The sequence below is a fragment of the Halobacillus halophilus genome (genome assembly GCF_020171985.1).
Taxonomy (GTDB): domain Bacteria; phylum Bacillota; class Bacilli; order Bacillales; family Halobacillaceae; genus Halobacillus; species Halobacillus halophilus_A.
On record NZ_JAIVAL010000008.1, the window covers coordinates 153,819 to 176,173 of the forward strand.

Annotated in this window: 19 protein-coding genes, 1 tRNA gene and 1 other annotated feature; of the genes, 14 read left to right on the forward strand and 6 right to left on the reverse strand. The window is 43.0% G+C overall.

The window, feature by feature from the left end; genetic code table 11:
* Nucleotides 1-4 precede the first annotated feature (4 nt).
* Both rnpA and rpmH read right to left on the reverse strand, forming a co-directional pair.
* On the reverse strand, nt 5-352 hold the full coding sequence (rnpA, locus tag LCM11_RS14000) for a ribonuclease P protein component (RefSeq protein ID WP_224894904.1): 348 nt from the start codon (nt 350-352) through the stop codon (nt 5-7).
* 148 nt (nt 353-500) lie between these two features.
* Entirely contained in the window at nt 501-635 is a 135-nt protein-coding gene (gene rpmH / locus LCM11_RS14005) for a 50S ribosomal protein L34 (protein ID WP_014645390.1), read from the reverse strand.
* A 683-nt stretch (nt 636-1,318) separates the two neighbouring features.
* On the opposite strand from rpmH, the gene dnaA reads away from it, so the two are divergent.
* From dnaA to LCM11_RS14045, 8 genes are all read left to right on the forward strand, one after another.
* On the forward strand, nt 1,319-2,671 hold the full coding sequence (gene dnaA, locus LCM11_RS14010; RefSeq protein ID WP_224894905.1) for a chromosomal replication initiator protein DnaA: 1,353 nt from the start codon (nt 1,319-1,321) through the stop codon (nt 2,669-2,671).
* Between the two features lie 175 nt (nt 2,672-2,846).
* Nucleotides 2,847-3,986 carry a DNA polymerase III subunit beta gene (gene dnaN / locus LCM11_RS14015; protein ID WP_224894906.1) on the forward strand — a complete coding sequence of 380 codons (1,140 nt, stop codon included), beginning with the start codon at nt 2,847-2,849 and terminating at the stop codon, nt 3,984-3,986.
* A gap of 202 nt (nt 3,987-4,188) precedes the next feature.
* The gene (gene yaaA, locus LCM11_RS14020; RefSeq protein WP_014641301.1) at nt 4,189-4,410 is read left to right on the forward strand and encodes a S4 domain-containing protein YaaA; all 222 of its coding nucleotides are present in this window, start codon (nt 4,189-4,191) and stop codon (nt 4,408-4,410) included.
* Nucleotides 4,411-4,429: 19 nt separating this feature from the next.
* Nucleotides 4,430-5,548: a DNA replication/repair protein RecF gene (gene recF, locus LCM11_RS14025; RefSeq protein ID WP_224894907.1), complete on the forward strand. Its 1,119-nt coding sequence runs from the start codon at nt 4,430-4,432 to the stop codon at nt 5,546-5,548.
* 9 nt (nt 5,549-5,557) lie between these two features.
* Entirely contained in the window at nt 5,558-5,842 is a 285-nt protein-coding gene (remB, locus tag LCM11_RS14030; RefSeq protein ID WP_224894908.1) for an extracellular matrix regulator RemB, read from the forward strand.
* 62 nt (nt 5,843-5,904) lie between these two features.
* Nucleotides 5,905-7,824, forward strand: coding sequence for a DNA topoisomerase (ATP-hydrolyzing) subunit B (gyrB, locus tag LCM11_RS14035; RefSeq protein ID WP_224894909.1), 1,920 nt, complete (start codon nt 5,905-5,907; stop codon nt 7,822-7,824).
* 106 nt (nt 7,825-7,930) lie between these two features.
* Entirely contained in the window at nt 7,931-10,465 is a 2,535-nt protein-coding gene (gene gyrA, locus LCM11_RS14040; protein ID WP_224894910.1) for a DNA gyrase subunit A, read from the forward strand.
* Between the two features lie 121 nt (nt 10,466-10,586).
* Entirely contained in the window at nt 10,587-11,687 is a 1,101-nt protein-coding gene (locus LCM11_RS14045) for an HD-GYP domain-containing protein (protein ID WP_224894911.1), read from the forward strand.
* 18 nt (nt 11,688-11,705) lie between these two features.
* On the opposite strand, the gene LCM11_RS14050 is transcribed toward LCM11_RS14045, so the two are convergent.
* A complete protein-coding gene (locus tag LCM11_RS14050; RefSeq protein ID WP_224894912.1) occupies nt 11,706-12,422 on the reverse strand; it encodes a YaaC family protein in 717 nt (238 codons plus the stop codon).
* Nucleotides 12,423-12,671: 249 nt separating this feature from the next.
* On the opposite strand from LCM11_RS14050, the gene guaB reads away from it, so the two are divergent.
* The 6 genes from guaB (at nt 12,672) to LCM11_RS14080 (ending at nt 19,795) form a co-directional block, all read left to right on the forward strand.
* Nucleotides 12,672-14,141, forward strand: coding sequence for an IMP dehydrogenase (gene guaB / locus LCM11_RS14055; RefSeq protein WP_224894913.1), 1,470 nt, complete (start codon nt 12,672-12,674; stop codon nt 14,139-14,141).
* A gap of 110 nt (nt 14,142-14,251) precedes the next feature.
* The gene (locus tag LCM11_RS14060) at nt 14,252-15,583 is read left to right on the forward strand and encodes a serine hydrolase (protein ID WP_224894914.1); all 1,332 of its coding nucleotides are present in this window, start codon (nt 14,252-14,254) and stop codon (nt 15,581-15,583) included.
* Nucleotides 15,584-15,708: 125 nt separating this feature from the next.
* Nucleotides 15,709-16,593, forward strand: a complete 885-nt coding sequence (gene pdxS / locus LCM11_RS14065) for a pyridoxal 5'-phosphate synthase lyase subunit PdxS (RefSeq protein WP_224894915.1) — start codon at nt 15,709-15,711, stop codon at nt 16,591-16,593.
* Nucleotides 16,594-16,705: 112 nt separating this feature from the next.
* Nucleotides 16,706-17,296: a pyridoxal 5'-phosphate synthase glutaminase subunit PdxT gene (gene pdxT, locus LCM11_RS14070; protein ID WP_224894916.1), complete on the forward strand. Its 591-nt coding sequence runs from the start codon at nt 16,706-16,708 to the stop codon at nt 17,294-17,296.
* Between the two features lie 39 nt (nt 17,297-17,335).
* Nucleotides 17,336-17,558: a binding site (T-box leader), on the forward strand.
* 53 nt (nt 17,559-17,611) lie between these two features.
* Nucleotides 17,612-18,886, forward strand: coding sequence for a serine--tRNA ligase (gene serS, locus LCM11_RS14075; RefSeq protein WP_224894917.1), 1,275 nt, complete (start codon nt 17,612-17,614; stop codon nt 18,884-18,886).
* An 816-nt stretch (nt 18,887-19,702) separates the two neighbouring features.
* Nucleotides 19,703-19,795 (forward strand) — tRNA-Ser (locus LCM11_RS14080).
* A gap of 170 nt (nt 19,796-19,965) precedes the next feature.
* Here LCM11_RS14080 and LCM11_RS14085 read toward each other — a convergent pair.
* From LCM11_RS14085 to LCM11_RS14095, 3 genes are all read right to left on the reverse strand, one after another.
* The gene (locus LCM11_RS14085) at nt 19,966-20,802 is read right to left on the reverse strand and encodes an MBL fold metallo-hydrolase (RefSeq protein ID WP_224894918.1); all 837 of its coding nucleotides are present in this window, start codon (nt 20,800-20,802) and stop codon (nt 19,966-19,968) included.
* A gap of 113 nt (nt 20,803-20,915) precedes the next feature.
* Nucleotides 20,916-21,599: a deoxynucleoside kinase gene (locus LCM11_RS14090; RefSeq protein ID WP_089754189.1), complete on the reverse strand. Its 684-nt coding sequence runs from the start codon at nt 21,597-21,599 to the stop codon at nt 20,916-20,918.
* Nucleotides 21,596-22,237: a deoxynucleoside kinase gene (locus LCM11_RS14095; protein ID WP_014641314.1), complete on the reverse strand. Its 642-nt coding sequence runs from the start codon at nt 22,235-22,237 to the stop codon at nt 21,596-21,598. The genes LCM11_RS14090 and LCM11_RS14095 overlap by 4 nt, the downstream gene beginning before the upstream one ends.
* Nucleotides 22,238-22,355: the final 118 nt, after the last annotated feature.

The window sequence follows — 22,355 nt, forward strand, 5'->3', positions numbered from 1 at the left end:
TGGCTTATTTTTTCTTATTCAATAGCTTTGACCTTGATAAAACATGGATCAAGCTTTTTTTCGTTTCATGAAAGTTCATAGAATTAGTCGGTTTTCTAGCAATAATCACAAAGTCATACTGAGGATGAATTTGATCTTCCAGTTCGTGAAAGGCTTGTCTTAAGTAACGTTTCACCTGGTTTCGGACCACGGCAGGCCCAATCCTCTTACTGACAGAGAGGCCGATTCGAAAATGAGCCTGGTCTTTTTTCTTCCAATAGTAAAGGACGAGTTGCCGATTCGCGAACGACTGACCATGCTGAAATACTTTTTGGAATTCTTCATTCTTTTTAATTCGATATTCTTTCTTCATAGAACTCCCTCCAAAAATATAAAGCGCTAAATGCCAGTCAGACCTTCACGCCCTGAACATTAGAAAAGCGCAGTGGATCTCATTATAGAGACCCGACTCCGCAAGACAATCTTAACTAGAAAAAAAGACCACTGAGGTTTTCAGTGGCCTAGGCTGATAAAACTTTTCTTCCTTTACGACGACGACGAGCAATTACTTTACGGCCGTTTGGGCTGCTCATGCGCGTACGGAAGCCGTGTACTTTTTTGCGCTTACGATTATTTGGTTGAAATGTGCGTTTCATTATATATACACCTCCTGAGGAATAATTCCATAACTTACTTCTAAAAGGCAGTCCTAATAATTATAAGCAACGTATCTTCATTCTGTCAATGTCCTTTTCACGTTCTTCTCCAGATCTACCTATATCTACTCCGTTATATAACAGTTTGTGTACTATAACACCTCGTTGATTTTTTAAGTGAAATAAGGGAAAATAAAATACATTCAGCGAACATCCACAGGCTGTGTGTATATTTTTTTCGACTCCAGCTGACTGTCCACACCAAATATCGACAAGGTATTCACAAAATATAGTGTTGTGGATAGTTGTTGTCTACAAGGTGTGGTAATTGTGGATAAGTTCCCCTAAATCATTGCAACTCCAGTTTTTATTTGGTATTATATTTGTGTTTAAGCGTGAATGACTTCTGAGTGCTTAAAATCTTTTCCACAGATTGTGGATAACGTGTGGACATTTATTAACACGCTTGTATATGCTTTTATGCACAGGAATGTGGATAGTGAAAATAACTTTCTATAAGTCTTATATGTCGCGAATCTCACATCCACATTGAAATTAGAAGTTTTCTAACGATAAAGAGTATACAAAACTTATACAACAACCTTTCGATCCTTTTGCTACGTTCGAAAAAGAGAACGAAAGGTTTTTTTGTTTTCCATTTATAGAGAAAGGGGTGACACAATTTGGAGAACATACACGAACTTTGGAATAACACCTTGGAGCATATTAAAGAAAAAATCAGTAAGCCAAGCTTCGAAACGTGGCTGAAGGCTACCAAAGCTGATTCTCTTAGCGAAAATACCCTGACGATTGTAGCTCCGAATGAATTTGCCAGAGACTGGCTTGAGAATCAATATGAGGGATTGATCACGGAAACGCTCTATGAGGTAACGGGAGCAGAGTTAGATACAAAATTTATTATTCCGGAAACGAAAGAAGAATCGATGGATGATGTGAAGCTGTCCTCGAAGAAGATTCCTGATGTGAAAAACAATGGCAACGAAGAGACACCGCAAAGTATGCTGAACTCTAAATATACGTTTGATACATTTGTGATCGGTTCAGGAAACCGCTTCGCCCACGCAGCATCTCTAGCTGTGGCAGAAGCGCCGGCAAAAGCTTACAATCCGCTGTTTATCTATGGTGGGGTCGGACTTGGAAAAACACACCTGATGCATGCGATTGGCCATTATGTGCTGGATCATAATCCAAATGCGAAAGTCGTTTATTTATCATCTGAAAAGTTTACCAATGAATTTATTAATTCAATTCGAGACAATAAAGCCGTCAACTTCCGTAATAAATACCGCAGTGTAGACGTGCTTTTAATTGATGATATTCAGTTTCTTGCCGGTAAGGAACAGACCCAGGAAGAGTTCTTCCATACGTTTAATACACTTCATGAGGAAAGCAAGCAGATCGTTATCTCCAGTGATCGGCCGCCTAAAGAAATACCGACTCTTGAGGATCGGCTGCGCTCCCGCTTTGAATGGGGATTGATTACGGACATTACGCCACCGGATTTAGAGACAAGGATTGCTATTCTGCGCAAGAAAGCCAAGGCAGAAGGACTGGATATTCCAAACGAAGTGATGCTTTATATCGCTAATCAAATCGATACAAACATTCGTGAGCTGGAGGGAGCTCTTATTCGAGTGGTCGCTTATTCGTCTTTGATTAATCGTGATATTAATGCTTCTCTGGCAGCTGAAGCGTTGAAAGATATCATTCCAAGCTCTAAGCCTAAAGTGATTACGATTCAAGCCATTCAGGAAATGGTTGGAGAGAAATATAATGTTAGATTAGAAGATTTTCCAGCAAAGAAGCGAACTAAAACCATTGCTTTTCCGCGTCAAATCGCTATGTATCTATCAAGAGAGTTAACCGATTTTTCTTTACCGAAGATTGGAGAAGAATTTGGAGGACGTGATCACACGACCGTCATCCATGCTCATGAGAAGATTTCTAAAATGGTGGCAGCCGATCAGCAGCTTCAAAAAGAACTGGATGAAATAAAAGAGCAGCTGAAGACCTAAGTGGATAATGTGAATAACCGTACCATATCCATCAACAGCTTATACACATGTGGATAACCATGAGTTGTTTGGTTTGAAACCTGTTATCCACAAATCCACAGCGCATACTATTACTATTACGGTTTATTAATAAAAAATAAATATATAATATAGGTTCACTAGGAGGAAGGTATTCATGAAATTTATAATTCAGCGGGAGCAGTTGATGCAAAGCGTTCAGGATGTCATGAAAGCTATTTCATCAAGAACGACCATCCCTATTTTGACTGGAATGAAATTAGAAGTTAGTGAAGAAGGTGTAAAACTGACCGGGAGTGATTCGGATATTTCGATCGAATCGTTCATTCCACAAGAAGAAGATGGAATCGTTTATGTGGAAAACATTGAACCAGGGAGTCTAGTACTGCAGGCTAAGTATTTCCCTGATATCGTTCGTAAACTTCCGCAGAACACGGTTGAAATCGAAAGTGACAATTACAGAAATGTTACCATTTGCTCAGGTAATGCTGAATTCCATTTGAATGGACAGGATCCTGAAGAATATCCGCAGCTTCCTCAGTTACATACCGAGGATAGCTTTGAACTGCCTATTGATCTATTAAAGAATTTAATTCGTCAAACAGTATTTGCGGTTTCCACTTCTGAAACCAGACCTATTTTGACAGGTGTTCATGTGCGGATCGAAAATGGAGAGCTCGAGTTTATTGCAACGGACAGCCATCGTCTGGCATCCAGGAAGATTCCATTGGAGAATCCAGAAGGCAAGAATCTGCCTCCGGTTGTCATTCCAGGTAAAAGCTTAACGGAACTGAATAAAATTCTTGATGATTCAGAAGATACGATCGAAGTAAGTGTCACGGATAACCAGGTATTGTTCCGCACCAAGCACCTTTACTTCTTATCCAGACTTTTGGAAGGGAATTATCCAGAGACCTCGCGTTTAATTCCTGAACAAAGCAAAACCATCGTGAAAATCGACACAAAAGAATTGCTTCAATCTGTCGACAGGGCCTCTTTATTAGCAAAAGAAAATCGTAATAACGTCGTTCGTTTAGTTACGAAAGAAAACAACCACCTTGAAATTACAGGTAACTCACCTGAAGTAGGAAATGTGGTTGAAGAAGTAACAGCAGATGATGTGAACGGAGAAGATCTAAAGATTTCTTTTAGTGCTAAGTATATGATGGATGCTTTAAAAGCTGTGGATTACGATCAAGTAAAAGTAGAATTCACGGGAGCGATGCGTCCTTTCTTAATCCGTCCTGTAGATGATGAACAAATTCTTCAGCTGATCCTGCCTGTCCGAACCTACTGATTTATAAAAATCGTGTTAGTATAAAGGGTATGTTAATCATTCGAATATAGTACTAGTTTTAAGAGGCGCTGTTATGAAAATCATAGCGGTGCCTTTTCTTATGGTGAGCCACTGAAACAGAATAAATCTCTTGGACTTTTCTTACACCTTCATCTTTAGTAAAATAAAAAGAAGGTGAATTCATGGAATAGGGTGAATGAAAATGAGCGAACGTATTGAAATATCAACGGAATATATCCCACTTGGTCAGTTTCTAAAATTATCCAACGTTGTGGAATCTGGTGGAATGGTTAAATTATTCCTTAGTGAATTTGAAGTTTTTGTAAATGGAGAATTAGAAAACCGTCGTGGGCGCAAGCTTTACCTGGGAGATACAGTCGAAATAGAAGAGTTTGGCAGCTTCACGGTTGTACGTGAAGAATAAGGTGAAATGAACCTGACTTATGTATATTCATGAGCTGTCGCTTCGGTCGTTTCGAAATTATGATCAATTGTCCCTGACATTCGATCATAAGATAAATGTCATAATTGGTGAAAACGCCCAGGGAAAGACCAATTTGATGGAAGCGATCTATGCTTTAGCCTTTACAAAATCACACCGGACCCCGAGGGATAAAGAATTAATACAATGGGACGCCGAGTATGGTAAAATAAAAGGGAGTATATTTAAACGGAATCGCCGTTTTCCTCTCGAGATTGTCATTTCGAACAAAGGGAAAAAAGCGAAATTAAATCATATTGAACAAAAGCGCCTTAGTGATTACATCGGTGCTTTGAATGTCGTTATGTTTGCACCTGAGGATCTTAACCTGGTCAAGGGAAGCCCTCAGGTGCGTCGTCGGTTTATCGACATGGAAATCGGACAGATTCAACCGACGTATATCTATCATTTAGGACAATATCAGAAGATCCTCCGTCAGCGTAATCACCTGCTGAAAGATTTGCAGCGCAAGCCACGCGCTGACCGGACGATGCTTGGCGTATTGACGGAGCAGTTGACGGAGCATGCAGCGACAATTGTTGATCGAAGGTTCAAGTTTATGCAGCTGCTCCGTTCATGGGCTACTCCCATCCATGAAGGAATCAGCCGGAAACTAGAAAAACTCGATATTTCCTATAATGCAAGTGTCAAAGTATCAGAGGATATGAATTTGGACACAATAAAGAAAATATGCATGGAAAAATTTTCGGAAGTTGAAACAAAGGAAATTGAAAGGGGGACTACGCTTGCAGGTCCCCACCGGGATGATCTTATATTTTATGTGAATGGAAAAGATGTTCAGACCTATGGTTCACAAGGACAGCAGAGAACGACCGCTCTGTCTTTGAAACTTGCAGAAATTGAACTCATTCATAGTGAAGTCGGCGAGTACCCTATTCTTCTTCTGGATGATGTACTCAGCGAACTGGACGATCACCGGCAATCCCATCTGCTTCATACCATCCAGGGAAAAGTTCAAACCTTTGTTTCAACGACTAGTATAGATGGCATTGAACATGAAGCTTTGGAGCATGCAGAGATCTTTCATGTTAAAGAAGGAACGATTGAAGTAGAGAAATGAGGTGGCAAATTGTTCATTCATATCGGTGACGATCATGTCATCCAATCAAAAGATGTAGTAGCGATTATTGATCACAGTTTGATGTCATCGTCCTCTATTATCGAGGAAATGATTTTTAATCAGCGCAAAAACAGACGCGTGGTGGAAACAGAAGAAGACCATGTGAAAGCCATTGTGATCACAAATGATTATATATATTTCAGTCCGCTTTCCGTATTCACGTTGAAGAAGAGAGCTAATATGAAGACCACGTTAAATAAACTGGAAGACTTCTCAGAAGAGTCAGGTGGGTAAGAGAAGATCGTCCGTTGAGAGAGTTCATAAGTAAAACCACTTGAGAAATGTAGGTGAGTACCATGAAGGAAGACATAATTGAAAAAGAATCCTATGATGAGAGCCAGATACAGGTACTGGAAGGGCTGGAAGCGGTTCGTAAACGCCCGGGAATGTATATTGGTTCGACGAACGAAAAAGGACTGCATCACCTTGTGTGGGAAATTGTAGATAACAGTATTGACGAAGCGATGGCGGGTCATTGTGATCAGATTCAAGTGATCATTGAGAAAGATAACAGCATCTCAGTGACCGATAACGGCCGCGGAATTCCGGTAGGCATTCAGGAAAAGACAGGCCGTCCTGCTGTAGAGGTCATTATGACGGTTCTTCACGCTGGAGGAAAATTCGGTGGCGGAGGCTATAAAGTCTCTGGAGGACTCCACGGTGTAGGGGCATCCGTTGTGAATGCTCTATCATCAAAACTTGAAGTATTCGTCCACCGTGATGGCAAGATTCACTACCAGGCTTTCCACCGAGGAGTGCCGGAGGAAGATTTGAAAGTGATCGGTGATACCGAAATTACAGGTACACGCATTCAGTTTAAACCGGATAAGGAAATCTTTTCAGAAACTACGGAATATAATTTTGAAACGTTGGCAACTCGTACACGGGAGCTTGCTTTTCTGAATAAAGGCTTAACAATTTCGATTGAAGACAAGCGAACAGATGAAGAGCCGGTGAGTTATTACTACGAGGGCGGCATCCGTTCCTATGTCGAGCATTTGAATCGTACAAGAGAAGTGCTCCACGAACCATTTTCAATAGAAAGTGAACAGGATGACATTTCTATTGAAATCGCCCTTCAGTATAATGATGGCTTTGCCAGCAATCTTTATTCGTATGCGAATAATATTCATACGTACGAAGGCGGAACCCATGAATCCGGATTTAAAACCGGCCTCACTCGTGTGATTAACGATTACGCACGTAAAAATAATATGTTCAAAGAAACCGATCCGAACTTAACAGGGGATGATGTTCGAGAAGGCTTGACGGCGATCATCTCTATCAAACACCCGGATCCCCAGTTTGAAGGGCAGACGAAGACGAAGCTCGGAAATAGTGAGGCTCGTACAGTTACCGATGCCCTCTTCTCAGAAGGCTTTTCTAAATTCTTGTTTGAAAATCCAAACATGGCAAGAATTGTAGTGGAAAAAGGACTGATGGCTTCCAGAGCCCGTATGGCTGCGAAGAAAGCACGTGAGCTTACCCGCCGTAAAAATGCGCTTGAAGTTTCCAACCTTCCTGGTAAGTTAGCGGACTGTTCGTCTAAAGATCCCAGTATTTCAGAGATCTACGTGGTTGAGGGTGACTCAGCCGGGGGTTCTGCGAAACAGGGCCGGGACCGGCATTTCCAGGCGATTCTACCTCTGCGCGGGAAAATTATTAACGTAGAGAAAGCCCGTCTGGATAAAATCCTGTCGAATAATGAGGTTCGTGCGATCATTACAGCACTTGGTACAGGAATCGGAGAGGATTTCGATATTTCGAAAGCCCGCTACCATAAAATCGTTATTATGACGGATGCTGATGTGGACGGCGCTCACATTCGAACGCTTCTTCTAACCTTCTTTTACCGTTATATGCGTCCTTTGATTGAGCATGGCTACATTTATATCGCACAGCCGCCTCTTTATAAAATTCAGCAGGGAAAAGCCGTTTATTATACGTATAGTGATAAGCAGCTTGATAGCATGCTTGCAGAGCTGCCAAACTCTCCAAAACCAGGCGTCCAGCGTTACAAAGGTTTAGGAGAAATGAACCCGGAACAACTCTGGGAGACAACAATGGATCCCGAGACAAGGACGCTGCTTCAAGTGAGTCTGGAAGACGCGATTGGAGCAGATGAAACCTTTGATATTCTTATGGGGGACAAGGTAGAACCACGCCGTAACTTCATTGAGGAAAATGCTCAATATGTCCAGAACCTGGATATATAAGAAATAAACGAATGGTCGTCACGATAAAAATAGAAACAGTGTAAATGGATGGGGAAAGGCTCATAGAAGCTTTTCTCCCCTTATAGGTTATTAGGAGGTAAATAGAATGGTGGATCAACCCGAACGCCCACGCGTGCAGGAAATTAATATAAGCCAGGAAATGCGTACATCCTTCCTGGATTATGCCATGAGTGTTATTGTGGCGCGTGCTTTGCCTGACGTCCGTGATGGTTTGAAACCTGTACACCGCCGGATTTTGTATGCGATGCATGATTTAGGCATGCACTCAGATAAAGCTCACAAAAAATCTGCCCGTATTGTAGGGGAAGTAATCGGTAAATATCACCCGCACGGTGATTCGGCCGTGTACGATACGATGGTGCGTATGGCTCAGGACTTTAACTACCGTTACATGCTCGTAGACGGACACGGAAACTTCGGTTCTGTAGACGGCGACGCCGCTGCCGCAATGCGTTATACGGAAGCAAGAATGTCCAAAATCTCCATGGAGATTTTGCGCGACATCAATAAAGATACGATTGATTATGATGACAACTATGACGGTACAGAGAAGGAGCCTCTTGTCTTGCCTGCCAAATTCCCGAACTTACTCGTGAACGGTGGTTCCGGTATCGCGGTAGGGATGGCTACGAATATTCCTCCCCATCAGCTGGGTGAAGTGATTGATGCTGTACTTGCCGTCAGTAAAGATCCGGATATTACCATTCAGGAATTGATGGAAAACCACATCTACGGTCCAGACTTTCCAACCTCTGGGAAAATCCTTGGACTAAGCGGTATCCGCAAAGCTTATGAAACTGGAAAAGGATCCATTACTGTCCGGGCAAATGTTGAAATCGAAGAACAGGCGAATGGGAAAGCACGCTTAATTGTTACGGAACTTCCGTATCAAGTGAACAAAGCTCGTCTTGTTGAGAAAATAGCAGATCTTGCCCGCGACAAGAAAATTGACGGCATTACGGACCTTCGGGACGAGTCCGACCGTAATGGTCTGCGCGTCGTGATCGAATTACGCCGGGATGCTAATCCGAATGTGCTGTTGAACAACCTCTACAAGATGACGGCTCTTCAATCCACGTTTGGTATTAATATGCTGGCTCTGGTGAATGGTCATCCAAGAGTATTGAACCTGAAACAGTGCCTGGAATACTATTTAGAGCACCAGAAAGAAGTGATCAAGCGTCGAACCGCTTATGAACTTCGTAAAGCGGAAGCGAGAGCTCATATCCTGGAAGGACTTCGTGTAGCTCTGGATCATTTAGACGAAGTGATTACGCTCATTCGTGAATCACAAACCACAGACATTGCCAAAAGCGGTTTGATGGAGCGTTATGAGCTATCTGATCGCCAGGCTCAAGCTATTCTGGATATGCGCCTCCAACGTCTGACTGGTTTAGAACGTGAGAAGATTGAAAACGAATACCAGGATCTCATGAAGCTGATTGCTGAATTGAAAGCTATCCTTGCTGATGAAGAGAAAGTTCTGGAAATAATCCGGGAAGAACTCGAAGATGTGAAAGAACGCTTTAACGATGAACGCCGTACTGAGATTGTGCTGGGCGGCAGTGACTTTATTGAAGACGAAGACTTAATACCGGAAGAAACGGTTATTGTAACCTTGACGCATCAAGGTTATGTCAAACGTCTCCCTGCTAACACGTACCGTTCACAGCGCAGAGGCGGACGTGGTGTACAGGGAATGGGCACACACGAAGAGGACTTTGTGGAACATTTACTGTCCACTTCCACCCACAATACGCTGCTGTTCTTCTCCAATAAAGGTAAAGTATATAAAGCTAAAGGCTATGAAGTTCCTGAATTCAGCCGAACAGCTAAAGGGATTCCCATTATCAATATGCTGAACATTGAGCGGGATGAGTGGATTAACGCCGTCATTACCGTAGAAGATTTCGTTGATGACTGGTACCTGCTATTCACAACTAGGAACGGGATCACCAAACGGACAACCCTTTCCCAATTTGCGAATATCCGCCGCGGCGGTCTGATTGCCCTTGGACTTCGGGAAGACGACGAATTGATCTCCGTGAAACTGACAGATGGTCAAAAGGATATCATGATTGGTACTAGAAATGGCTATCTCATCCGGTTTAACGAAGATCAGATTCGTGCAATGGGCCGTACGGCTGCGGGTGTGAAAGGAATCTCACTTAGAGACGACGACCGCGTTGTATCCATGGAAATCCTGGAGGACGACCTGCAGGTACTTACCGTCACTAGCAAAGGGTATGGGAAGCGGACTCCGGCAACGGATTACCGCATTACTAATCGGGGCGGTAAAGGAATTATTACGTGTAACCTTACCGAGAAAAATGGTTATGTGGTCGCTACCCAGGCCGTGAATGGTGAAGAAGATATCATGATCATCACGGAAAGTGGAGTGCTGATCCGGATGCCGCTTGAAAGTATCTCTGAAACCGGAAGGAATACTCAGGGTGTCCGCTTGATCCGTCTTGGAGACGGAGAAGAAGTTGCCACGGTAGCTCGTGTGGAGTCTGAAAAAGAAGAAGAAGAAATCATTGAAGAAGCCATTGAAAAGAATGAAGATAACGGAACATCATCAGAGGATTCTAACGAAGTGGACGACACTCCTGAAGAATAACCTCCCCCGTTTGCTGGGAAATGCCAAGCCGCCTGTCGAAATTTACGGCAGGTGGCTTTTTTTTAAGATATTTTAGTGGATTACGATAGCTATACTCCTTTTAAGAGAGGCGGAAAATGATATGCGGGTGCACCCTTCCCAATTGGTTACGGGCGCTTTAATAACAAAAGATGTGATGGGCCGTACTAAAAATCCAATTATTCCTAAAAACACGTTAGTTCATCCTATACATATTCAAGTGCTAAAGAAATTTCTAATTGAATCCGTAGAAGTTGCGAACAAACTTTCAGATGGTTCTCCTTTTGTTCCGGAAGAACCAGTAGATGAGGAACCGATTGAAACAAAGCCTTATGGATCCATGGAGTCAAGTGAGAACCTCACCTTTCACGACCAGTACGTACATGCCGTTCACTCCTATAAGAAATGGTTTTCGGATTGGCGGGCAGGAGGATCTCTGGATATTAAGGCTATCCGTAAAGTAATCGAGCCTTTATTAGAAAGTGCGGTTCAGGAGAAGCAGGAGATTTTCAGACTTCATCATTATTCATCAAGCTGGGATTACCTTTATCACCATAGTGTAGCGATGAGTGTGATGGCCGCTTATCTAGCCTATAAAATGGACTATGAATACGGGGAGTGGATTCAAGTAGGGCTTGCAGGATTACTCAGTGATGCCGGAATGGCCAGAGTCGATCAACGAGTAATAGATAAACAGGCTCCGCTCACAGAACGGGAGTTTGAACAAATTAAACACCACCCTGCACACTCTTATCGTCTGGTAGAAAACATTCAGGCGTTGAGCCGTCCCGCCAAGCTTGCCATTTTACAGCATCACGAGCGATTGGATGGAACCGGTTATCCTCTTGGACTGGACCATACCAAAATACAATCCTATAGTCAGATCATTGCGGTTAGTGATATGTACCATGCCATGACTTCGGAACGTGTGTATCGCCAAAAGCATTCTCCTTTTCAAGTCCTCGAGAATATTCTGAAGGAACAGTTCGGACGCTATGATCACACCGTGATTCAAGTTTTAGTGAAAGGACTGACCAATTATTCAACCGGCACGAATATAAGACTGTCCAACAATCGGCGAGCGGAAATTGTCTTTGTAGATCAAACTCATCCCACAAGACCGATGATTCGTTTAGAAGAGGATGGAGAAATTTATCACTTAAAAGAACATATGCACTTACATATAGAAGAAATATTGGAGTAACGAAAGATCCAGCTGATATCAAAGAACAGATGTCAGCTGTTTTTTTAACCATGCGGAGATTAACATAGGAATCTGGTCGCTGGCACTTTTTAAAAATTCGATGATAAATACATAGTCCTCCCGATCCCTCATTTGCTGCATTTCTCCCCACCATTCTCCTTCGTAGCGAACTAGCATGCTTAAGTTATACAGAACGGCAAAGTAAGCAAGTAGCGGAGGCCAGTGTTCATTTACGGGCGGATGCTCTAAGTTTTTAAAGGCGTAGATGGGAGCCATAGCTTCTAAGGGACGCAGCAATTCATCCATTGAGATTTTTTCTTTTGACGAGGTAAATTGGAACAGATGATCTGCTGCATGAGGAAATAGTCCATGGGGCTGGACTCGAATATCATCCTCTAAAAAGCGGTAATGCTGTTTCTTTCTTTTTCTGGTCGACAAACCGTGAGCTAAAACCTTGGCTGTAGCTGGATAGCCTGGATCTACCGTTAGAAGGCAGCTCTTTAAGTAGTGATTGAGTCCATAATAAAAAAGGAGCGGCTGGACACTCAAAGGAGTCGCTTTTGCAGACTCCCAGTAGTCACTTCCCAGATTTAAACCATATATAAATCTTTCAGCGTTCTGGTAGGCATGGTGAGAAGCTCTCGGATTGTTTATATGTTCGTAACAGGCCAGTAAAAATGGTCTTGTATGAGCGGTTACTTGTAAGTAATTAAGAATGGTTTCTTCCTTAAGCATGGGAGCGCCTCTCCTTTCATCAAGTTTATCTTCATTTTTGCAAGTAAAGCAGAAAGCGCTTTACCTACATCGTGCTCCGTGAAAGCGTCTGGAAAGCAGTTCCGACAGGGGATTTATGGTATTTTTTTATGGTTGAAAAACAACAGTCATTGTCGTATTGTAAATAACAATAAGATAGTAATTTAAATAGTTATCGGTTATTATTCCCCACCTTTACCCAAACTATTTGAATAAAAGGAGAGATCAAGCATGCGTGCAGATAAATTTGAGAAAGAAAGCTTAACGTTCGATGATGTGCTTCTACTGCCTGCAAAGTCAGATGTATTACCGCGTGACGTATCATTAGCTACAGAGCTTTCGCCCACCTTAAAACTGAATATGCCCGTTCTCAGTGCAGGAATGGACACAGTGACAGAAGCCGGTTTAGCAATAGGAATGGCGAGACAAGGCGGTCTCGGTGTCATTCACAAAAATATGTCGATCGAAGAACAGGCCGAGCAGGTCGATCGTGTAAAACGATCCGAAAGCGGCGTGATCACGAATCCTTTCTTCTTAACTCCTGAACATCAGGTCTTCGACGCGGAGCACCTGATGGGTAAATTCAGAATCTCAGGTGTACCGATTGTGAATAACCAGGAAGAACAGAAGTTGGTGGGGATCCTTACCAACCGCGATCTGCGCTTCATCGATAACTATTCCATGGCCATCAGTGAAGTGATGACAAGCGAAAATCTGGTAACAGCACCTGTTGGAACTACGCTTGAGGAAGCCGGGAAGATTCTTCAGGAATACAAAATTGAAAAACTTCCTTTAGTGGACAACGAAGGAATCCTAAAAGGTCTAATCACCATTAAAGACATCGAGAAAGTTATCGAATTTCCACTCTCGGCGAAGGACGAACAAGGCCGTCTGCTTTGCGCTGCTGCCGTCGGGGTCACAGCAGATGCTATGACAAGAGTTGATAAACTTGTTTCTGCTGGAGTGGACGCTTTAGTTATTGATACGGCCCACGGCCATTCCCAGGGCGTAATCGACCAAGTGAAGCGTATTCGAAGCAAGTATCCTTCTATGAATATTATCGCCGGAAACGTTGGTACACCAGAAGCAACACGCGAACTAATTGAAGCAGGAGCCGATGTGATCAAAGTAGGCATTGGTCCTGGATCCATTTGTACAACCCGTGTTGTGGCCGGAGTAGGCATTCCACAGATTACTGCCGTGCACGACTGTGCGATGGAAGCAGAGAAATACAACAAACCTGTTATCGCCGATGGCGGTATTAAATATTCAGGTGAAATTGTAAAATCTCTTGCGGCAGGCGCCCATGCGGTGATGCTTGGAAGTCTTCTCGCTGGTGTGTCAGAAAGTCCAGGAGAAACCGAAATCTTCCAGGGACGCCGTTTTAAAGTGTATCGTGGAATGGGATCTGTAGGAGCTATGGAATCCGGCTCTAAAGACCGTTACTTCCAAAGTGGTCAGGAAGCCAAAAAACTCGTACCAGAGGGAATCGAAGGACGTATGCCGTACAAAGGACCTCTTGCGGATACGCTTCACCAGCTGATGGGCGGTTTACGTTCTGGAATGGGGTATTGCGGAACCCCGACGATCGAGGCTCTGAGGACGGATGCCAAATTCACAAGAATTACCGGAGCAGGCTTGCGTGAAAGCCATCCTCACGATGTACAAATTACAAAAGAAGCACCAAACTACTCCATTTAATCTGAGTCATTTTTATAGACAGGGACTATTTCCCTGTCTATTCTTTTGTTAAGCCATATGATAAAATAACGAGGGTATAATACATAATTTGTGGGTGGAGGTCGAGAAAGTTGAAACAAGTTTTTAAAACATCCCTGGCCGTCATGATGGCCTTTATTTTGAGCATGTCCGCAATCTGGATGAATCCAGGGAATACATACGCGGCTACAGTTAATGTAGAAGCGAAATCTGCTATTCTAGTAGATGCTGATTCTGGAAAGATTTTATATGAAAAAGAGGCAGACCTTACTCTACCTCCAGCTAGTATGACGAAAATGATGACAGAGTACCTCGTTATGGAAGCGATACAGAACGGCAGCATCAGCTGGGATACCACTACACAAATCAGCCAATACGCTTACGATATATCAGCTAATCCTGAATTCTCCGGCGTCGGCTTGAAAATGAATAAAGATTATAAAGTACGCGATCTGTATAAAGCGATGGCCATCAATTCGGATAATGCGACGACCATTACACTTGCCGAATTGATTGCAGGTACAGAAGCGGAATTTGTTAAAATGATGAATGAAAAAGCTAAGGAAATGGGACTTCCGGATTATGAATTCGTTAATTCCACTGGATTGAATAATTCTCACCTGGGGGATAATTATCCTGAAGGAACAGCTCCTGATGCGACCAATATGCTCTCAGCACGATCCTCTGCACTTCTTGCCTACCACTTAATTAATGATTATCCTGAAGCTTTAGATTACTCGAGTCAGCCAACGGCCGAATTTGATGGCCAGACGATTACAAACTGGAACTGGATGTTACCAGATATGCCAGGCGCACTATCCCAGTTTGGTTACGACGGGGTTGATGGTTTAAAGACGGGTTACACAGAACTCGCAGGCAACACGTTTACAGGGACAGCTGAACAAGATGGTCAGCGCTTTATTGCAGTGGTTATGAAGACTGATTCAAGAGCTTCCCGTTTCCAGCAGACAGCAAAATTATTTAATTACGGTTTTCAGCATTTCCAGGAGAAGACGCTGTATGAGGCAGGCTATCAACTGGAAGGTGAATCTGAAGTTGAAGTAGCTAAAGGAAAAGAGGATCAGGTAGAGGTAGAAACCAATACAGATCTTCAAACGCTGATTAAAAATGGGGAAGAGGAACAATACTCCATAGAATATAACCTTTCGGAAGATCAATTGGATGAGGATGGAAAGCTTGTGGCCCCTATTGAAAAAGGAGCCAAAGTAGGCTCGGCTTATCTTGTTTACAATGGAGAAGAATCCTATGATAATCTATTATCTGAAAACCACAATTCCGTAGATTTGGTAACAACCGGAGCGGTTGAAAAATCCAGTTGGTTTATGCTGATGATAGGCGGAATCGGTGAGTTCTTTAGCGATATTTTCACTGGAGCTGTAGATATGGTGAAAAGTTGGTTCTAACAGTTAATGCCAATTTATTTGGTAGGATTTTAGGCTTTTTTGAGTTACAATAGTAAATAAGGAATTTTGGATTCACATCATGCAAATGATTGATAATATACAGTCGATTCAGGGAGGAATATATTATGTCACAAACAGGTACAGATCGCGTAAAACGCGGAATGGCAGAAATGCAAAAAGGCGGCGTCATCATGGACGTTGTAAATGCTGAACAGGCAAAAATAGCTGAAGAAGCGGGAGCGGTAGCCGTCATGGCTCTTGAACGCGTACCAGCGGATATTCGTGCAGCTGGAGGCGTAGCTCGGATGGCTGATCCAAGTATCGTGGAAGACGTTATGAATGCTGTTTCTATTCCGGTCATGGCAAAAGCTCGTATCGGGCACATTACCGAAGCACGTGTACTGGAAGCTTTAGGTGTCGATTATATCGATGAAAGTGAAGTGCTCACGCCAGCCGATGACGTTTATCACATCAAAAAGGACGATTATACCGTTCCATTCGTATGTGGATGCCGTAACTTGGGAGAAGCTACACGCCGAATCCGTGAAGGAGCTTCCATGCTTCGTACTAAAGGGGAACCTGGTACAGGAAACATCGTAGAAGCCGTTAGTCACATGAGACAAGTTCAGTCTCAAATTCGTCATCTTCGCGGTTTATCTGAAGATGAAGTAATGGTTTATGCGAAAGATAATGGAGCTCCATTTGATATGCTTATGGAAATCCGTGAAGCAGGGCGCCTCCCTGTCGTAAACTTTGCAGCCGGTGGAATCGCTACCCCTGCTGATGCAGCATTGATGATGCAGCTTGGCGCAGATGGCGTATTCGTGGGCTCAGGTATCTTCAAATCCAACGACCCGGAACGCTTTGCTCGTGCAATTGTAGAAGCTACTACGCATTATGATGACTATAAATTGATTGGCGAACTTTCAAGAGGTCTGGGCACAGCTATGAAGGGCATGGAAATGTCTACTCTTGCTGCGGATCAGCGTATGCAGGACCGCAGTCAATAAATAATGAACAGGCGGATCAGGGTTTTTTGAGACAGCCCTTATCCGCGGTTCCTTCTTTGTTTATATTTACGATCGTTGAATGATTTAGGATAGATTAAAGGAGACATGCATCATGACTACAATCGGTGTATTAGGACTTCAAGGAGCTTTCCGTGAGCATGTACGTTCCATCGAAGCTTCAGGTGCAGAAAGTGTCGTAGTGAAAAAAGTTGAACAGCTTGAAAATATTGATGGTCTCATTATCCCCGGTGGTGAAAGCACCACAATGAGACGTCTCATTGACAAGTATAATTTTCTAGAGCCACTTCATGATTTCGGAAAACAGGGAAAACCGATTTTCGGTACGTGTGCAGGATTAATTCTGCTTGCTTCAGAAATTGATGGATCGTATGACGTACATTTAGGTCTGATGGACATCCATGTGCGCCGTAATGCCTTCGGAAGGCAGCGCGAAAGTTTTGAGGTGGATCTCGATATCGAAGGTGTGGCTGAAGGATACAATGCCGTATTTATACGTGCTCCTTATATTGAAAGAGTAGGTGAATCCGGTAAAGTATTAGCTACGTATAATGGACATATTGTAGCTGCTCAGCAGGATGGTTATCTGGCTTGTTCCTTCCATCCCGAATTGACCGAAGACCATCGAATGACCGCTCATTTTGTTAAAATGGTGGAAGAGTCTAAAAAATCACTTGCATTATGATTGAATATCCGCTAATGTTATTAGACACAATAACTAATAATTAACGCGATGATAGGAATTAGTAGCGTCATCCTTTTTCTTTAAGAGAGTCAGTGGCTGGTGAGAACTGATGAAAAAGATGTGTGAATCCATCCTTGAGTGTTCGACTGAATAGTAGTAAGTCGAACCGGTGCTCACCGTTATGAGTTAAGCCGGAAGATTGATCTTCAATCTTCAACCTGGGTGGTATCGCGGGAAGCATAATCAAGCTCTCGTCCCTTATTTACAAGGGACGGGAGCTTTTTATATTAAATAATTTAAATGAGGAGGATCCACATGCTGGACATGAAGTACTTACGCCAGAATTTTGAAGAAGTGAAGCAGAAGTTAAATAAACGCGGTGAGGACTTATCCGAACTGGATGCCTTTGGGGACTTGGATGAAAGACGCCGGGAGCTGATTCAAGAGACGGAAGAGTTAAAAGCTCGCCGTAATGAAGTCTCTAAAGAAATATCTCAACTGAAAAAGGAAAAGCAGGACGCGGATGACAAGATTAAAGAAATGCGTGAAGTAGGAGATCGCGTCAAGAATCTGGATGCTGAACTAAAAGAGGTAGAAGAACGATTAGAAACCCTGCTCCTTTCTATTCCTAACATTCCCCATGAAAGTGTTCCTGTTGGAGAAGATGAAGAAGATAATGTGGAAGCTAAACAGTGGGGAGAACTGCCGGACTTTAATTTTGAAGCCAAAGCTCACTGGGATGTAGCAACGGATCTCGATATTCTGGATTTCGAACGTGCCGCGAAAGTTACGGGCAGCCGGTTTGTTTTCTATAAAGGACTCGGGGCCCGTCTGGAGCGAGCACTATTAAATTTCATGATGGATTTACATGCGGATGAACATGGCTATCAGGAAATGCTTCCTCCTCAACTTGTGAATCGCACCTCTATGACAGGAACCGGTCAGCTTCCGAAATTTGAAGAGGATGCATTTAAAATTGAAGACTGGGACTATTTCTTAGTCCCAACAGCAGAAGTTCCGGTCACGAACTACCATCGTGAAGAGATCCTATCCAGTGAGAACCTGCCACAGAAGTTTGTAGCTTTCAGTACCAATTTCCGTTCAGAAGCAGGGTCTGCAGGCCGTGATACAAGAGGTCTGATCCGACAGCACCAATTCAATAAAGTGGAACTGGTTCAGCTCGCTAAACCTGAGGAGTCTTATCAGGTGCTGGAAGAACTCACGGGTCACGCTGAGAAGGTTCTGCAGCTCCTTAAACTGCCATACCGTGTGATGAGTATGTGTACAGGTGATCTTGGGTTCACGGCTGCTAAGAAATACGATATTGAAGTGTGGATTCCAAGCTACGGGACGTATCGTGAAATCAGTTCTTGTTCTAACTTCGAAGACTTTCAGGCTCGCCGCGCCGGTATTCGTTTCCGTCGTGAAGAGAAAGGAAAGCCAGAATTTGTTCATACCTTAAATGGCTCCGGGCTTGCCCTGGGACGTACAGTAGCAGCGATTCTTGAGAATTATCAGCAGGAGGATGGCACTGTAGAGATCCCTGAAGTACTTCGTCCATATATGGGTGGTAAAGAGTTCATTCGATAATATAAAGCCTATAAAAGCCGCACCGAGCAAAATAGACGGTGCGGTTTTTTTGATCCTATTCTTAACATTACCGTTATTAAGTAATAAGCCGGTTATTGTAAGACTCGACTTCGAGATATTGTGTGGAGAAAGGGGCTCCAGGGAACGGCTCGCTTTCCGCGGGCATGCGCTGAGTCTCCTCAGGCTGGCGCCTTCCGGGGCCTCACCTGTCATGTTCATCCCGCAGGAGTCTTCGCCGTTCCCTTCCGCCCCTTTGCGGTCACTAAGAGCTCGAAACCACTTAAAACAGCACCTGCGTGCTGACGAAATAGACCGCGTGGTTTTATACCTATTTTCAGGATGTAACTACCCGCAATAGCCTGTCATAAAAGTATTTATTGCAGATTAAGGAGGAGAACTTTTCTCTTCTGGAAGGGTCCGTTCGCAAATTTAGAGTTGGGCTGGTGGGGAAATGACGAGACTCCCATGGGAGTAGGGACTAGGTGAGATCCCGCAGGGAGTGAAACGAGCGAGGAAGCTCACCGTTCCCCCATAGGAAAGCGAGTTATTTCCCCACCTGCCTGCTTCCATATAGAGTAACGGACCCAATTTATCTCGAAACTGAGTCTTACAGAAAAGGGAGCTTTACTGGAAGAGTAATGTGGAGATTTAATAGGCTTTAGAATTAAGGAAATTGACTATATACGTCATGATTCTTATAATGAGATAAGAATTGATACGACATATTTCCTCTCTTTTCTACAGAACTGAAAAAAGTTTTTAATATATATTGACGGGCTTCCTCAGCCGTGATATTATATTCATTGTCGGTCACACGGAGGAGTACCCAAGTTTGGCTGAAGGGAGCGGTCTTGAAAACCGCCAGGGGGTTAACGCCCCGCGGGGGTTCGAATCCCTCCTCCTCCGCCATTTTATTATCAACAATAGCGCATAATATTGGAGATTTATAGAACAAAAGCAGTCTTTTCGAAGGCTGCTTTTTTAAATTGTTTAATTTTAAACCTACCAGCTAACATCCTTCTCAAAGGGTAACCCCCTATAAACAAAAAATCTGCCGTAGAGTTTAACGAACCGGCAGATTAATTCTTCTCCTGATCTACAAATTTTCCTTTCTCAGGTATCGCTATCTTATCAAATTCTTGATTTAATATAGCCAGTTCTTCATGGAGCTGCGCTCCTGCCATTGGCAGACCGTGTCCTGTTACAGCTACTTTAGGGTGTAAGGATTCAAGCTTAGCTACAGAATTCCAGGCAGCTTTCCAATCTGTAGTTAAATAACGCGGCGGGCCGCTTAGTTCCTGTTGCTGCGTGAGTACCTTAAACAAATACTCCTGTTTCACCGTAACAAAAGCATCTCCTACAATGAGGGAGCGATCCTTTCTACGAAAAAGCGAGACATGACCTTCTGTATGACCTGGAGTATGGACCCAACTCCACTCCTCCATATAAGGAATAGTACCATCAGCAGGAAGTGGATGGACGTGTTCTCCTAAATCAATCCCTTCGTTTGGGAATATCCGGGACATTTTTGCAACCATCCCTCCGTCTACACTTGTATCTGGTTCTGGATAGTCTTTCTTGCCGGTGAGATAAGGCATTTCTAATTCATGTGCATATACAGGAACTTTCCAATAATCCACCAGCTTTTCTACAGCTCCTACATGGTCAAAGTGTCCATGTGTTAGAATAATGGCTTTAGGTGCAGCCTGTTCTCCATATAAATCTTCAGCTGCAGAGATAATCTCATCGGCGGATTTTGGCATACCAGCATCAATCAGTACCCAATCTCTAGGATGATTAAGATCTCCAACAAAACATACATTTACGACTTGGATGGGCAGGCAGTGGATATCTGCAGCTACAGGCTGCTCTGTTCCACTGGCCACGGATGTAACGGGAATGAATCGATCTTTCATGGAATGTATTCTCCTTTCTATATCGATGTGTTTTCCCATATATTACCTAATTTACACGTTAAATAGGCACACATAAAAAGCCTGAAGAGATTCTAATCTCTTCAGGCTTTCATTTACGTGAGTAAGTGGCTGGAACGCCATTTGCGGGATTGCTGGATAAAGTGCCCGATTTTTTCCATAACAGGTTCGATACTATTCTCATCATTTAATACGTCATAATCTGCTATATTCAGCCGAAGGACTGGGCAGGAATTGAAATTCTCAATCCAATTCTCATAACGTTTGAACATTTCCTCCCAATATTCCACAGGTGTTTCCTGTTCCATTGGACGGCCTCGCTCTTTAATTCGATCGACAACGTCATCAAACGATCCTTCAAGATAAATTAATAAATCCGGATGTGGGAAATAGGGAGTCATGACCATGGCATCGAATAAATTCTTGTACGTTTGGTAATCTATTTCAGACATCGTTCCTTTTTCATAATGCATACGGGCAAAAATCCCTGTATCTTCATAAATCGAACGATCCTGAATGAATCCACCGCCATATTCAAAGATTTTTTTCTGCTCTTTAAAACGTTCAGCTAAAAAGTAAATTTGTAAATGGAAGCTCCAACGTTCAAAATCATGATAAAACTTATCAAGATAAGGATTGGTTTCTACTTTTTCAAAAGAAGTACGAAAATTAAGGGCATCAGCTAATGCATTGGTCATGGTAGATTTACCTACCCCGACTGTGCCTGCAATTGTAATGACGCTGTCATGTGGTATTCCATAGCGTTCACGTGCGTTCATTTAATAACTTCTCCTTTATTTAAGTGCTGCTCTACGAGTTCAACAATATAATTTAAATCATCCTGATGCTTTACGAAATCAATATCATCGCCATTCAATCGAATGACAGGGATATCAGGATGAGCCGCTTCAAAGTGGTTCATGAAGTCCTCATAGTCTCTGGATAACTGCTCTAAATAAGAGGGTTGAATATTGGCTTCAACATCTCTGTTCCGCATACGAATACGATCTAACAGGGTATCGAGACCAGCATGCAGATAAACAATGATATTTGGACGCGGCATGTCATGCGTTAATATGTCAAAAATCTGAGAGTACTTTTGGAATTGATCTTCTCTTAGAGTACGTCGTGCAAAAATCATATTTTTAGAAATATGATAATCGGCGATAACGGGTTTCTCTAACTGCAAATACTTCCGTTCGATATCCTCGAGCTGTTTAAACCGATTGCATAAGAAGAACATCTCGGTTTGAAAGCTCCATTCTTCAATATTGTCGTAAAATTTGCCTAAAAACGGATTCTCCTCAACGATTTCCTTGAGCAAATGAAAATCAAACTGGGAGGCGAGCTTTTTAGACAGAGACGTTTTCCCAACACCAATGGGCCCTTCAACCGCAATGAAAGGTATATGTCCCATCTCTTCTCCTCCTTCAAACTCAATTAAGAAAAGCACGAACACCCTATCGAATCTTTTCAAACTATAGAGAAAAGCGACCTGGGGGAACGGCTTATAATGATAACTATCCTGAGCGTTC